Source organism: Comamonas sp. A7-5 (genome assembly GCF_039581385.1).
Classification (GTDB): Bacteria; Pseudomonadota; Gammaproteobacteria; order Burkholderiales; family Burkholderiaceae_C; genus Comamonas; species Comamonas thiooxydans.
Map to the genome: position 1 here is coordinate 353372 of NZ_JBCPWO010000004.1, position 13768 is coordinate 367139.

Annotated in this window: 11 protein-coding genes; 3 read left to right on the plus strand and 8 right to left on the minus strand. The window is 61.9% G+C overall.

Annotated elements, in window-relative coordinates:
- Window positions 1–41: 41 nt before the first annotated feature.
- Window positions 42–1022 (minus strand): quinone oxidoreductase, encoded by a 981-nt coding sequence (locus tag AAIL67_RS09725; RefSeq protein WP_280008433.1) that lies wholly within the window; start codon window positions 1020–1022, stop codon window positions 42–44.
- Window positions 1023–1506: 484 nt separating this feature from the next.
- Here AAIL67_RS09725 and AAIL67_RS09730 point away from each other — a divergent pair, with 484 nt between their 5' ends.
- On the plus strand, window positions 1507–3297 hold the full coding sequence (locus AAIL67_RS09730) for an acyl-CoA dehydrogenase (RefSeq protein ID WP_343483879.1): 1791 nt from the start codon (window positions 1507–1509) through the stop codon (window positions 3295–3297).
- 331 nt (window positions 3298–3628) lie between these two features.
- On the opposite strand, the gene rng is transcribed toward AAIL67_RS09730, so the two are convergent.
- The 7 genes from rng to AAIL67_RS09765 form a co-directional block, all read right to left on the minus strand.
- Window positions 3629–5116: a ribonuclease G gene (rng, locus tag AAIL67_RS09735; RefSeq protein ID WP_003062776.1), complete on the minus strand. Its 1488-nt coding sequence runs from the start codon at window positions 5114–5116 to the stop codon at window positions 3629–3631.
- 139 nt (window positions 5117–5255) lie between these two features.
- Window positions 5256–5870: a Maf family protein gene (locus AAIL67_RS09740; protein WP_003062775.1), complete on the minus strand. Its 615-nt coding sequence runs from the start codon at window positions 5868–5870 to the stop codon at window positions 5256–5258.
- Between the two features lie 110 nt (window positions 5871–5980).
- Window positions 5981–6448: a 23S rRNA (pseudouridine(1915)-N(3))-methyltransferase RlmH gene (gene rlmH / locus AAIL67_RS09745; RefSeq protein WP_003053899.1), complete on the minus strand. Its 468-nt coding sequence runs from the start codon at window positions 6446–6448 to the stop codon at window positions 5981–5983.
- Window positions 6449–7126 (minus strand): ribosome silencing factor, encoded by a 678-nt coding sequence (gene rsfS / locus AAIL67_RS09750; RefSeq protein WP_003062774.1) that lies wholly within the window; start codon window positions 7124–7126, stop codon window positions 6449–6451.
- 229 nt (window positions 7127–7355) lie between these two features.
- Window positions 7356–8309: an oxygen-dependent coproporphyrinogen oxidase gene (gene hemF, locus AAIL67_RS09755; protein WP_343483880.1), complete on the minus strand. Its 954-nt coding sequence runs from the start codon at window positions 8307–8309 to the stop codon at window positions 7356–7358.
- Window positions 8309–9601, minus strand: coding sequence for a phosphoribosylamine--glycine ligase (gene purD / locus AAIL67_RS09760; protein ID WP_003075619.1), 1293 nt, complete (start codon window positions 9599–9601; stop codon window positions 8309–8311). The genes hemF and purD overlap by 1 nt, the downstream gene beginning before the upstream one ends.
- Window positions 9598–10317 carry a YebC/PmpR family DNA-binding transcriptional regulator gene (locus AAIL67_RS09765; protein WP_003053891.1) on the minus strand — a complete coding sequence of 240 codons (720 nt, stop codon included), beginning with the start codon at window positions 10315–10317 and terminating at the stop codon, window positions 9598–9600. Before AAIL67_RS09765 ends, purD begins: the two co-directional genes overlap by 4 nt.
- Window positions 10318–10397: 80 nt before the next feature.
- On the opposite strand from AAIL67_RS09765, the gene AAIL67_RS09770 reads away from it, so the two are divergent.
- Both AAIL67_RS09770 and AAIL67_RS09775 read left to right on the plus strand, forming a co-directional pair.
- Entirely contained in the window at window positions 10398–11933 is a 1536-nt protein-coding gene (locus AAIL67_RS09770) for a helicase HerA-like C-terminal domain-containing protein (RefSeq protein WP_343483881.1), read from the plus strand.
- A gap of 259 nt (window positions 11934–12192) precedes the next feature.
- On the plus strand, window positions 12193–13767 hold the full coding sequence (locus AAIL67_RS09775; protein ID WP_003062771.1) for a methyl-accepting chemotaxis protein: 1575 nt from the start codon (window positions 12193–12195) through the stop codon (window positions 13765–13767).
- Window position 13768 lies beyond the last annotated feature (1 nt).

A 13768-nucleotide genomic window follows, 5' to 3' on the forward strand; every position in this document is an offset into this window, starting at 1 on the left:
TGGCTCAGCCCTTTTCATACAGAAGTGCTGCCTTTGGTATCTCAGAGCGTGAAGATGGCCGATCCCACAATCTTGCGGGCTTCCAGATCGCGGTGAGCCTGAACGGCGTCTTCCAGCGCATAGCGCTTGCTGATGTCCACCTTGATACGGCCTTCGGCCACATGGGCGAACAGTTCGTTGGCCAGCTCTGCACGCTCCGCAGGGTCGGCGATGTAATGCGCCGATGCAGGACGCGTCAGGAAGAGCGAGCCTTTGCCGGCCAGCATCTGCGGGTTGAATGGCGCAATGGAGCCCGAAGCCGTACCCAGACAGACCATCAGCCCGCGCACCTTCAGGCTGTTGAGCGAGCCCTCGAAAGTGTCCTTGCCCACGCTGTCGAAGACGGCATTCACGCCCACGCCGTCTGTCAACTCACGCACGCGCTTGGCCACGTCTTCGTGGCTGTAGTTGATGGTGTGAACGCAGCCGTTGGCCTTGGCCACTTCGGCCTTGGCATCGCTGGAGACTGTGCCGATCACGTTCAGGCCTTCCAGCTTTGCCCACTGCGACACCAGCAGGCCCACGCCACCGGCTGCAGCATGCAGCAAGATGGTGTCGCCCTTCTTGAAGTCCCAGATGCGGCGCATCAGGTAAGCCGCCGTCAGTCCACGCATGGTGATGGCTGCTGCGGTTTCAAAGCTGATGTTGTCAGGCAGACGGATCAGGGGGGCAGCAGAAATCAGGCGCTCCGTGGCGTAAGCGCCGATGGTGTTCAGCGCGCCGGTATAGGTCACGCGGTCGCCGACCTTGAAATCCGTCACGCCGTCGCCCACGGCCGTGATCGTGCCGCAAGCCTCGCTGCCCACGCCTGCGGGCAAAGGAGCGGGATACAGACCGGAGCGGAAATAGGTATCGGCAAAGTTCAAGGCCACAGCGCCCTGCTTGAGACGGACCTGACCTGGACCGGGTTGGCCGACTTCAATGTCTTCCTGTCGCAACACCTCGGGGCCGCCAACTTCGTGATAACGGATTACTTTAGCCATACAAACTCCCAGTCAGATACCAATCAAAAGGTGATACGGCACACCGCCTCACCTCGAACAGAAGCAATACGAATCAATGACTTAGGCCATATCCCCGGTATTCCTCCATTCAGACTGGACTGAATTTATGGGAATTCGGCTCCAGGACATTTCCCGAGAGCGCCGCCCTCTTGTCTTTACGCGACACCACGGGTAAACACCAGGCCAAAAAAGTTAACTATAAAGTTTCTCTTTGATTGAAAGCTTGCCGCAAGCGTTGGCCACCATATTGCGCGTCTGCGACTGCGGCAAGCCCGTCACAGCCTCTAGAATCATTCCGTTTACGTAAACGTCAAACCAATGCGAGGTCCTGACATTCTTGCCAGGCGCCAGACATGAAGTCGAGGGAAGCCCCTGCCATCCGTGGCTGGCAACATCCCCAACAATCCAAGGCACAACCCAGGTCTGGCAGCCAGCCGGGCCAGCATTCAAGGAAACAGAGACGATGACCTACAAAGCGCCTATCAAAGACATGCTGTTCGACATGGAGCATCTGGCCCAGATCGAGCAGGTCGCCCAGATTCCCGGCTTTGAAGATGCGGGGCTGGAAACCGCACAGGCCGTTCTCGAAGAATGCGCCAAGCTCTGCGAAGGCGTGGTCGCCCCCCTGAATGTTCCCGGCGACCTCAATCCCTCTTCCTTCAAGGATGGTGTGGTCACTACCACGCCCGGCTTTGCCGATGCCTTCAAGCAGTACGCCGAAGGCGGCTGGCAGGGTCTACAGCATCCTGCCGACTTTGGCGGCCAGGGCCTGCCCAAGACCATTGGCGCGGCCTGCATCGAGATGCTCAACAGCGCCAACCTGAGCTTTGCGCTGTGCCCGCTGCTGACCGACGGCGCCATCGAGGCGCTGCTGACAGCGGGCAGCGACGAGCTCAAGGCCACCTACCTGGAAAAGCTGGTGACCGGCGAGTGGACCGGCACCATGAACCTGACCGAACCCCAGGCCGGCTCCGATCTGGCCCTGGTGCGCACCAGGGCCGAGCCTCAGGGCGACGGCAGCTACAAGGTCTTCGGCACCAAGATCTTCATCACCTATGGCGAGCACGATATGGCGGACAACATCGTCCACCTGGTGCTGGCCCGCGTGGCCGGCGCCCCCGAGGGCGTCAAGGGGATCAGCCTGTTTGTCGTGCCCAAGTTCCTCGTGAACCAGGACGGCTCCTTGGGCAAGCGCAACGATGTGCACTGCGTCAGCATCGAGCACAAGATGGGCATCAAGGCCTCGCCCACGGCCGTGCTGCAATTTGGCGACAACGGTGGAGCCATCGGCTACCTCGTGGGCGAGGAAAACCGCGGTCTCGAATACATGTTCATCATGATGAACGCCGCCCGCTATGCCGTGGGCCTGCAGGGCCTGGCCGTGGCCGAGCGTGCCTACCAGCACGCCGTGGCCTACGCCAAGGAGCGCGTGCAAAGCCGCCCCGTCGACGGCTCGGTCAAGGCCAGCGCCACCATCATCCACCACCCCGATGTGCGCCGCATGCTGATGACCATGCGTGCCAGCAACGAGGGCTGCCGCGCCATGGCAACCGCCGCCGCCGCCGCCTACGATGCCGCCCACCACCATCCGGACGCAGAAGTGCGTCAGGCCAATCAGACCTTCTATGAATTCATGGTGCCCCTGGTCAAGGGTTACAGCACCGAAATGAGCCTGGAAGTCACCAGCCTGGGCGTACAGGTGCATGGCGGCATGGGCTTCATCGAGGAAACCGGCGCCGCCCAGTACTACCGCGACGCCAAGATCCTGACCATCTATGAAGGCACGACCGCCATCCAGGCCAACGACCTGGTCGGCCGCAAGACCGCACGTGATGGCGGCCAGACCGCCAAGGCCATTGCCGCCCAGATCGAGAAGACCGAGGCGGCTCTCATCGCCAGCGGTACCGATACGGCCAAGGCAGTCGCCAGGAATCTGGCCCAGGCCCGTCAGGCCTTTGTGCAGGTGGTGGACTTCATCGTGGCCAAGGCCAAGGCCGACCCCAATGCAGCCTATGCTGGCAGCGTTCCTTATCTGATGCTCACCGGCAATCTGATCGCCGGCTGGCAGCTGGGCCGCTCGGTGCTGGCTGCGCAGGAGCTGCTGGCCACGAGCCAGGACACGGCCTTCATGCAGGCCAAGCTGGCCACGGCACAGTTCTATGCCGAACATATCCTGACCCGCGTGCCCGGCCAGGCCGATGCCGTGATCAACGGCGCAGCCAGCGTGATGGCATTGCCCATGGATCTGTTCTGATCCTGCACCTGAAGACGGGGCGGCAATGGCCTGCCCCATCTTGAAATTCATAGACACAGCGGTCAGCGCTTATGGATAAAGCGCTGACCGCTATTTTTTTGAATCTCTACAACGCACCTGGGCCAGTTGCCAGGCAGACTCCGGAGCCATCGCTCACGCGAGCAAACACGCGCCTCGGGTGGAATAAGCGATCTGTGCAACCCAGGAAGTGAAGCCATGGGCTACGGCTGCGCAATGCAGATACGTGCGATTTGCGTAACAAGCAACGAGGTAATCGATGCAGCTGCCGTAGCGGATCTACTGGAGCAAATGACGCTGAATGCACTCTCACTCACAGCAGCACAATATCGTATTGCTCCTGCGCCATAGCAGTCTCGGCCTGCAGCGAAATGGGCTTGCCGATGAAGTCGGAGAGACTGGCCAGATGCTGGCTTTCCTCGTCGAGGAACATCTCCACCACCTTGGGGGATGCCACAACGCGGAACTCATGCGGATTGAACTGGCGGGCTTCGCGCAGGATTTCGCGCAGCACCTCGTAGCAGATGCTGCGCGCGGTCTTGACATTGCCCTTGCCGGAGCAGGCTTCACAGGGCTCGCACAGCATATGGGCCAGCGACTCGCGCGTACGCTTGCGCGTCATCTCCACCAGGCCCAGCTGAGAGAAGCCGCCAGCCATGGTCTTGACGCGGTCGCGTGCCAGCTGGCGGCGGAATTCGGAGAGCACCTCGCCCTGGTGCTCCTCGCGCACCATGTCGATGAAGTCCACGATGACGATGCCGCCCAGATTGCGCAGCCGCAGCTGACGTGCAATGGCGTGCGCCGCTTCCAGGTTGGTCTTGAAGATGGTGTCGTCAAAATTGCGCGCACCTACATAGCCGCCGGTATTCACATCGATGGTGGTCAGGGCTTCAGTCTGATCGACGATCAGATAGCCGCCCGACTTCAGATCCACACGCCGCCCCAGCGCACGCGCGATTTCCTCGTCGATGTTGTAGAGGTCGAAAATCGGCCTCTCGCCCTTGTAAAGCGCCAGCTTGGGCACAGCCGCCGGCATGTATTCCTGGCCAAAGCTCTTGAGCAGCGCAAACTGCTCGCGCGAATCGATGCGAATGCTCTGGGTGTTCTCGCCGACCAGATCCCGCAGCACACGTTGCAGCAGGTTTAGATCCTGATGCAGCACCGACATGACGGGCAGCTTCTGCGCCGCATCCTTAATGCGCGCCCAGGTCTTGCGCAGATAGCGGATGTCATCGGCCAGCTCGGCATCGCTGGATTCCTCGCCATTGGTGCGCAGAATGAACCCGCCGCCACCGCCCCCCTCCTTGGTGCCGACCAGCTCCTGCAGACGAGCCCGCAAGGCATCGCGCTCGTTCTGGGGAATTTTCTGGGAGATGCCGATATGGTCGTCCTGTGGCAGAAACACCAGCAGGCGCCCTGCAATACTGATCTGCGTTGACAGGCGCGCACCCTTGGTACCTATGGGGTCCTTGATGACCTGCACCATGATGGACTGCCCTTCGAACACCTGCTTTTCGATGGGCGTCAGCGGCTGGTCCTTGCGCGCGAACATCGGGGCTTCGCCATTTTCCTGACGCTGCCAGACATCGGCCACATGCAAAAAGGCCGCACGCTCCAGACCGATATCGATGAAGGCGGACTGCATGCCTGGAAGCACACGCGAGACCTTGCCCAGATAGATGTTGCCGACGAGTCCCCGCTCCAGCGGGCGCTCCATGTGCAGCTCCTGCACGGCGCCGTTTTCGACAATCGCCACCCGCGTTTCCTGCGGCGACCAGTTGATCAAAATATCTTGCTGCATTGACTGTCGTTCTTTCTTTATATGTCCTGGCTTTTGCTGCGCCCAGTGTGCGACGCGCGCATGGCTGGCGCAAGACAGCTGCCATGCAGACCTTCCCGCAGGGAAGACTCAAGAACAGAGTGCCGATTGCGCCAAAGGTTCAGAGCGACCAGCCCAGCTGGCGCAAAAGCTCGGCAGTTTCATAAACCGGCAGGCCCATGATGGCCGAATAGCTGCCACGAATCTCTGCAATATGTGCGGCCGCCCTGCCCTGTATGCCATAGGCACCGGCCTTGCCCATGGGCTCGCCCGTGAGCACATAGGCATCGATCTGCGCCTCGGTCATGGACGCAAAGCGCACGGTGGACACCGACAGGGCCTGCAGACGCCGCACGCCGCTTTGCAGCGCCACGGCGGTCAGCACCTCATGTTCGGCCCCGGAGAGCAGATGCAGGATGCGTCGCGCGTCTTCGGCATCGGCGGGCTTGCCCAGAATCTGCTTTCCCAGGGCCACGGTGGTGTCGGAGCACAGAATGGGCGCCTGCGGCAAACCGCGCCGCGCATGGCGAGCCACGGCTGCATCGAGCTTGCCGGCCGTCACGCGCTGCACATAATCATGGGGGTCTTCCCCGACCAGCTCGGCCTCTATGGCCTCGGCATCCTCGGCGATATCACCCGCTGCATTGGGCAGCAGCAATTCATGCGCCACGCCCAGCTGCTCCAGCAGCTGACGACGGCGGGGACTTTGGGATGCAAGATAGAGAAATGGCGCCATGATTTTGATTAAAAATGGCCTCTAGCGCCCATATATAAAGCGCAAAAGGCTATCAAAATCATAGTATCACGCACTGCGCGAAATTGCACGCAGAGTCCGGTCACAAGCGCTTATTCGCGGTGGTAGGGATGGCCGGCATTGACCGACCAGGCGCGGTAGAGCTGCTCGATCAGCAGCACGCGCACCATTGCATGCGGCAGGGTCAGGTCGGACAGACGGATGCGCTCGTGTGCCGCGGCCTTGAACTCGGGGTCCAGTCCGTCGGGGCCGCCGATGACCAGGGCCACATCATCGCTCTCGAGCTGCCAGCCCTTGAGACGCTGGGCCAGCGCCTTGGTGGTCAGATTGGTGCCGCGCTCGTCGAGCACCACGATGCGGGTGCCCCTGGGGATGGCGGCTTCGATACGCTTGCGCTCTGCCGCATACAGGGTCTCCAGCGTCTTGGAGCCGCGCGGCTCGGTCTTGACGGCCTTGAGTTCGACCTTGAGTTCGGGCGGAAAGCGCTTGGCGTAATCGTCGTAGGCCGTCTGCGCCCAGTCGGGCACATGCAGGCCTACAGCCACGATGGTCAGCTTCATTTAGGCCTTGGCGCGGGGAGCACGCTTGGCTGCAGGTTTGGCCGCAACCGGCTTGGCAGTACGGGGCGTGCTGGGCTTGACGACCACGGTCTTGACCGTCTTGGCGGCGGCGGACTTGGCAGCAGGCTTCTTTGCTGCAGGCTTGGCACCGGCAGCCGTCTTGGTGGCGGGCTTCTTGGCCGCAGCCTTCTTGGCGGCAGGCTTTTTCTCGACCACGGTGTTTTCCGCAGCTGCCTTTTCCACAGCCAGCTTGGCAGCCAGTTTCTTGGCGGCCACTTCGGCGGGCTTGGGCTTGGCGGCACCGATCTTCATGCGCACCGGTGTCTCGCCCCAGATTTCTTCCAGGCGGTAGTATTGGCGGATGGCCGGCTGCATGATGTGGCAGACCACCGAGCCGCAGTCCACGATGATCCATTCGCCGTTTTGCTCACCTTCCTGGCGGGGCACGGGAAACCCTGCTTCCTTGACGGCTTCGCGCACGCTGGAGGCAAGTGCCTTGGTCTGGCGGTTGGAAGTACCCGAAGCCACGATCACGCGCTCGAACAGCGGGGACAGTGCTTCGGTGTTGAACACCTGGATGTCGTGGGCCTTGACGTCTTCGAGGCCGTCAACAATGGCTCGCTGGAGTTTGGTGACGTCGCGCTTGGCTGCGGAATCCGATTTGGTGGAGGTGGTCATCAGGCGATGGAATCAGTAAATGATGGGATCAATATAGCGTGTGCTGCGCCACACCCGTATCAGGGCTGGGTTAGCGTCTGCGTTCAGGCCCCTAAGACCCGTGCTCTTCACGCATTGAAAAAGGTTGACGCGCCAGTCGATAGCGCGCATCCAGCTATGGAAATTATAGTTTTCTAAAAATTTCCTTGCTGACAGGGCTTTATGCGCTGCCGGCAAGGAAACAGACTGATTACAGCCAGTCGCGGCGAATCAGGAATTTCTCGAGCAAATCGCGCTCGGGAGTACCGGGGGCATCCTCGCGCTGATAGCTCCAGTCCGCATGAGGAGGCATGGACAGCAGGATGGACTCTGTGCGGCCGCCAGACTGCAGGCCGAAATGCGTGCCTCGGTCCCAGACCAGGTTGAATTCCACATAGCGGCCACGACGGTAGCGCTGGAAATCCACCTGCTGCTGTGTGTACTCCGCATTCCGGCGGCGCTCCACGATGGGCAGATAGGCCTTCAGAAAGGCATCGCCAACCGAGCGCAACATGGCAAAGCTCTGCTGCTGACCCAGTTCGCTGAAATCATCGAAGAAGATGCCGCCAATGCCGCGCTGCTCGTTGCGATGCTTGAGAAAGAAGTACTCGTCGCACCATTGCTTGAAACGCGGGTAGAGCTGCTCGCCAAATGGCGCCAGCGCATCTTGGCAGGTCTGATGGAAATGCACGGCATCTTCTTCAAAGCCATATACCGGCGTCAAATCCATGCCGCCGCCAAACCAGCAGGTCTTGGGCTGCCCCTCATGGCCGGCCGAGATCATGCGCACATTCATGTGCACCGTGGGCACCAGGGGATTACGCGGGTGAAACACCAGCGACACGCCCATGGCCTCGAACGGCGCCCCTGCCAGCTCGGGCCGGTGCTGTGTGGCCGAAGGCGGCAGCTGTGGCCCGCGCACATGCGAGAAACCGCAGCCTGCGCGCTCGAACACGCGCCCGCCCTCCATGATCTTGGTGACGCCGTTGCCTTGCAGCTTTTCGCCCGGTTCCTTGTGCCAGGCGTCTGCCAGAAAACGCGCACCACCCTCGCCTTCGATCGCTTCCAGCGCCTCGGTGATACGGGTCTGCAGACCCACCAGGTACTCACGCACCTCGGCCGCCGGCAGCTGATCAGCCACAGAAGATGAGGATGTCTGGTTCATCAGTCGGCCTTCTTGACGGCACGGAAGCCGATGTCGCGACGATACTGGGCACCATCGAAATGGATGCCACGTGCCACGTCATACACCTTCTGCTGCGCCTGCTTGACACTGTCGGCCAGCACGGTCACGCAAAGCACGCGACCACCGCTGGTCACAGGCTGGCCGTCATCGCCCAGCTGGGTGCCGGCATGGAAGACCATGGCATCGTCGGCTGCGGCAGGCAGACCGGTGATGACATCGCCCTTGCGCGGGTTTTCGGGATAGCCGGCAGCAGCCATGACCACGCCCAATGCGGTACGGCGGTCCCACTGCAACTCCAGCTGATCGAGCTTGCCTTCGCAGGCTGCCAGCATGACATCCACCAGATCGCTCTTGAGACGCATCATGATGGGCTGGGTTTCCGGATCGCCCATGCGGCAGTTGAATTCCAGCGTCTTGAGATGGCCGACCTTGTCGATCATCAGACCTGCGTACAGGAAGCCGGTATAGGGCACGCCGTCTTTTTCCATGCCGCGGATGGTGGGCAGGATGATCTCGCGCATGGCGCGGGCATGCACATCGGCCGTCACCACGGGCGCAGGCGAATAAGCGCCCATGCCGCCGGTATTGGGGCCCTGGTCGCCATCCTTCAGACGCTTGTGATCCTGGCTGGTCGCCAGCGCCAGCACGTTCTTGCCGTCGCACAGCACGATGAAGCTGGCTTCCTCGCCTTCGAGGAACTCCTCGATCACGACGCGTGCACCGCCTTCGTTGTGCTGAACACCGTACTTGTTGTCCACCAGCATGAAGTCCACGGCATCATGGGCTTCCTGCAGCGACATGGCCACCACCACGCCCTTGCCGGCAGCCAGGCCGTCGGCCTTGATGACGATGGGAGCGCCCAGGCGATCCACATAGGCGTGGGCCGCGACGGCGTCGGTGAAGGTTTCATATTGCGCAGTGGGGATGCTGTGGCGCGCCATGAAGTCCTTGGAGAAGGCCTTGGAAGACTCCAGCTGGGCTGCAGTCTTGGTCGGGCCGAAGACCTTGAGTCCGTGGGCACGAAACTCATCGACCACGCCGGCCGCCAGCGGAGCCTCGGGCCCCACCACGGTCACGGCAATTTTTTCGGCCTGGGCCCATTCGCGCAGAGCCTTCACATCGGTGATGTTGAGGTTCTCCAGCTTGCCGCCAGCCAGGGCAGTGCCACCGTTACCGGGAGCCACATAGACCTTGGTCGCCTTGGGCGATTCGGCCAACTTCCACGCCAGAGCGTGCTCACGGCCACCGCCGCCAATCACAAGAATTTTCATAGTTCTGCGTTGTGGTAGACGTCCTGAACGTCATCCAAGTCTTCAATCATGTCCAGCAGCTTCTGCATGCGAGCTGCATCATCGCCTTCGAGAGCGATTGTATTTTCGGGGCGCATGGTCACCTCGGCCATGTCGGCGGTAAAGCCGGCAGCCTGCAGTGCATCACGCACGGCTTCAAAGTCGCCGGGGGCAGTCAGCACCTCGATGCCACCTTCGTCATCGGTGATCACATCGTCGGCACCGGCTTCCAGCGCGATCTCCATGACTTTTTCTTCGTCCGTGCCGGGGGCGAACATGATCTGACCCACATGCTTGAACTGGAAGGCCACCGAGCCTTCGGTGCCCATATTGCCACCGTACTTGCTGAATGCATGGCGAACATCGGCCACCGTACGTACGCGATTGTCCGTCATTGTGTCCACAATGATGGCCGCGCCGCCGATGCCATAGCCTTCGTAACGGATTTCCTCGTAGGTCACGCCGTCGAGGTTACCCGTGGCCTTGTCGATATTGCGCTTGATATTGTCGGCCGGCATATTGGCGGCCTTGGCCTTGTCCACCGCCAGACGCAGACGCGGGTTGGCGCTCAGGTCGCCGCCGCCTTGGCGGGCTGCGACCATGATTTCACGAATGATGCGCGTCCAGATGCGGCCACGTTTTTCATCCTGGCGACCCTTGCGGTGCTGGATGTTGGCCCATTTGCTGTGTCCTGCCACAGGGAATCCTTTGATATTTGATTTAACCTAGCGGGAGCGATTTTACTTTTGACTGCATGCCCCCCCAGAGGAAACCCGAAATGGCTTCACCCCTTTTGATTGCCCAGCACTCTGCCACAGAATGTACCCTGCTGCCCGGACTGGCCAATCGGCATGGCCTGATCACAGGCGCCACCGGCACCGGCAAGACCGTCACGCTGCAGAAACTGGCCGAAAGCTTCTCGCAGATCGGCGTGCCGGTTTTCATGGCCGACGTCAAAGGAGACCTGAGCGGCATCAGCCAGGCCGGCAAGATCGAAGGCAAGCTGGCCGCCTCGCTCAAGGAGCGCGGCCTGGACCTGCCCCAGCCTCTGGCCTGCCCCGCCACGCTGTGGGATGTGTTCGGCGAGCAGGGCCACCCGGTGCGCGCCACCATCTCGGACATGGGCCCGCTGCTCATCGGCCGCATGCTGAATCTGAACGAAACCCAGATGGGCGTGCTCAATCTGGTGTTCAAGATTGCGGACGACAACGGCATGCTGCTGCTGGATCTCAAGGATCTGCGCGCCATGCTGAACTTTGTGGGCGACAACGCCAAGCAGTTCACCACCCAGTACGGCAACATCAGCTCGGCCAGCGTGGGAGCCATACAGCGCGGGCTGCTGACCATTGAAAGCCAGGGCGGCGACAAGTTCTTTGGCGAGCCCATGCTCGACATCAACGACCTGATGCAGACCGATGCCAATGGCATGGGCGTGATCAACGTGCTGGCGGCCGACAAGCTGATGAATGCGCCGCGCCTGTACTCGACCTTTTTGCTCTGGCTTCTGTCCGAGCTATTCGAGCAGCTGCCGGAAATCGGCGACCCCGAGAAGCCCAAGCTGGTGTTTTTCTTTGACGAGGCCCACCTGCTGTTCAACGATGCGCCCAAGGTGCTGATCGAACGCATCGAGCTAGTCGTGCGCCTGGTGCGCTCCAAGGGCGTGGGCGTGTACTTCGTCACCCAGAACCCGCTGGACGTTCCCGACAGCGTGCTCGGACAGCTGGGCAACCGCGTGCAGCACGCCCTGCGCGCCTTCACCCCACGCGACCAAAAGGCCGTGGCCTCGGCAGCCTCCACCATGCGCCCCAATCCCGGTCTGGACATTGCCGCAGCCATCACCGAGCTGGCTGTAGGCGAAGCCCTGGTCAGCTTCCTCGACGAAAAAGGCCGCCCCAGCGTGACCGAGCGCGTGTTCGTGATTCCGCCCGGCAGCCAGCTCGGCCCCATCACGGCCGAGCAGCGCAAGGCGCTGATCGATGGTTCCCTGGTCGCCGGCGTCTATGAGAAAGCCGTGGACCGCGAATCGGCCTTCGAGATATTGCGCGACCGCACTGCGAGCGCCACGCCCGCCAAGCCCGGCGATGCCCCGGCTGCTGCCGGAGCGGCCGGAACGTCCCCGCAAGGCAGCGCCACGGACTCCATGATGGACGGACTCAAGGAGCTGCTGTTCGGCCGTACCGGCCCGCGCGGCGGCCAGCACGACGGTCTGGTGCAGACCATGGCCAAGTCCACGGTACGCACCGTGGGCAACAGTCTGGGCAAGGAGATTCTGCGCGGCGTGCTGGGCGGCATTCTGGGCAACAAGAAGCGCTGATCCCAACGCGCTCACTCGCTCCAAGGGCCTGCGTCAGCAGGCCTTTTTTGCGGCCGCCGCACAGAAAGCGCTCAAGGCGGCAGTCATTATGACGATACATAATAAATCCATCCCCTGGTGCCAGCCGCCAGTCTCTTGGACATGTGCTGCTGCCTGCAGGCACAGCCGCTTCTTTCCTCTACGCTAACCACGCTGCCCAGTCTTGCCGCAGACCACCAGTTCGCTCGGGCCGGGCAGTGCTTTTGCAAATTTTCTGCCAATGCAATTCAATCAATGGCGTGTATCCACCAAGCTGTGGTGCACTTTGGGCGGGCTTCTGACCATGATGCTGGCCGTCTCGCTATGGAACCAGCACTCATCCACCCAGGCCCTGCAGGCCGGCATGCAGACCCTGACCGACTATGACAATCGCATCAATCTCGCCCTTCAATGGAAAGGTGCGACCGAGACCACGGGCGAACGCGTGCTCACCAGCAATATGACCACCGACGAAGCGCTGACCCAGCGCATGGACGAGCGCGTCAGCGAAGGCGTGGCCGTCAACGGCGCGCTGCAGGCGCAGGTCATCAAACTGGCTCAAAGCGATGCTGACAAGGCTGCCCTGCAGAAGATCGCCGCCGTGCGCGCCGAAGTTCTGGCGCTGAACAAGCAGGCAAGGGAGATCAAGCTGAGCGGCGATATCGAAGCCATGCGCGACTTCATCCGCCTGCAATATCTGGGCGCCATCGGCCGCTATGTCGATTCGCTGCAGGACTTTGTGAAGCTGCAGGAGCAGCAGCGCGACGCCGCCAGCCTTCAGCTGCAGCAAGACCAGCAAAGAGCGATCTGGCTGTCCTGGGTGGTGCAGGCCCTGGTGCTGACCGCCGCCCTGGGCCTGGCGCTGGCCCTCACCCGTTCCATCACCCAGCCTCTGAATGAAGCCGTGGAGCTGACCCAGGCCATTGCACAGGGCGATCTCACGGTAACCGCCGGCAACGACCGCCATGACGAGTTCGGCCGCCTGCTGAGCTCCGTCTCGACCATGGCAGCCCAGCTACGTAGCCTGGTGAGCGATGTACGTACCAGCGTGCACTCCATCAGCACCGCCTCGGCCGAAATCGCTACAGGTAACCACGACCTGTCCGCACGCACCGAGCAGACCGCCGCCAATCTCGAGGAAACCGCAGCCAGCATGGAGCAGCTGACCGCCACCGTCGCCCAGGCCTCGGACACCGCCCGCCAGGCCAACCATCTGGCAGGCAATGCCGCACAGGTCGCTCAGCGCGGCGGCCATGTGGTGCAGTCCGTGGTCAGCAGCATGGGACGCATCAGCGACAGCGCACACCGCATCTCCGACATCATCGGCGTGATCGACTCCATCGCCTTCCAGACCAATATCCTGGCACTCAACGCTGCGGTCGAGGCCGCGCGCGCCGGCGAACAGGGCCGAGGCTTTGCCGTGGTTGCCGGCGAAGTGCGCGCCCTGGCCCACCGCAGTGCCGAGGCCGCCAAGGAGATCAAGGCGCTCATCACCACCTCCGTGGACGCCGCCCAGGAAGGCGCAGACCAGGTCTCCCAGGCAGGCCGCGTGATGGAAGAAATCGTCAGCAGCGTCGGCAAGGTCTCGGACATGATTGGCGAGATCAGTGCCTCGGCCACGGAACAGCATGACGGTATCAGCCAGGTCAACCAGGCCGTGACCAACCTGGACCAGATGACGCAGCAAAATGCAGCCCTGGTCGAGGAATCCACGGCTGCCGCTGTCTCGCTGAGCGACCAGGCCCAGCGCCTGACCGGCATGGTGGCCGTGTTCAAGGTCCATACCGCAGACAGAGCGCCAGCCCTGACTGCCTGAT

Excerpts from the sequence above, each read along its gene's own strand:
- AAIL67_RS09725 (WP_280008433.1), bottom strand. The coding sequence starts at position 1,022 with ATGGCTAAAGTAATCCGTTATCACGAAGTTGGCGGCCCCGAGGTGTTG.
- AAIL67_RS09730 (WP_343483879.1), top strand. The coding sequence starts at position 1,507 with ATGACCTACAAAGCGCCTATCAAAGACATGCTGTTCGACATGGAGCAT.
- rng (WP_003062776.1), bottom strand. The coding sequence starts at position 5,116 with ATGCAGCAAGATATTTTGATCAACTGGTCGCCGCAGGAAACGCGGGTG.
- AAIL67_RS09740 (WP_003062775.1), bottom strand. The coding sequence starts at position 5,870 with ATGGCGCCATTTCTCTATCTTGCATCCCAAAGTCCCCGCCGTCGTCAG.
- rlmH (WP_003053899.1), bottom strand. The coding sequence starts at position 6,448 with ATGAAGCTGACCATCGTGGCTGTAGGCCTGCATGTGCCCGACTGGGCG.
- rsfS (WP_003062774.1), bottom strand. The coding sequence starts at position 7,126 with ATGACCACCTCCACCAAATCGGATTCCGCAGCCAAGCGCGACGTCACC.
- hemF (WP_343483880.1), bottom strand. The coding sequence starts at position 8,309 with ATGAACCAGACATCCTCATCTTCTGTGGCTGATCAGCTGCCGGCGGCC.
- purD (WP_003075619.1), bottom strand. The coding sequence starts at position 9,601 with ATGAAAATTCTTGTGATTGGCGGCGGTGGCCGTGAGCACGCTCTGGCG.
- AAIL67_RS09770 (WP_343483881.1), top strand. The coding sequence starts at position 10,398 with ATGGCTTCACCCCTTTTGATTGCCCAGCACTCTGCCACAGAATGTACC.
- AAIL67_RS09775 (WP_003062771.1), top strand. The coding sequence starts at position 12,193 with ATGCAATTCAATCAATGGCGTGTATCCACCAAGCTGTGGTGCACTTTG.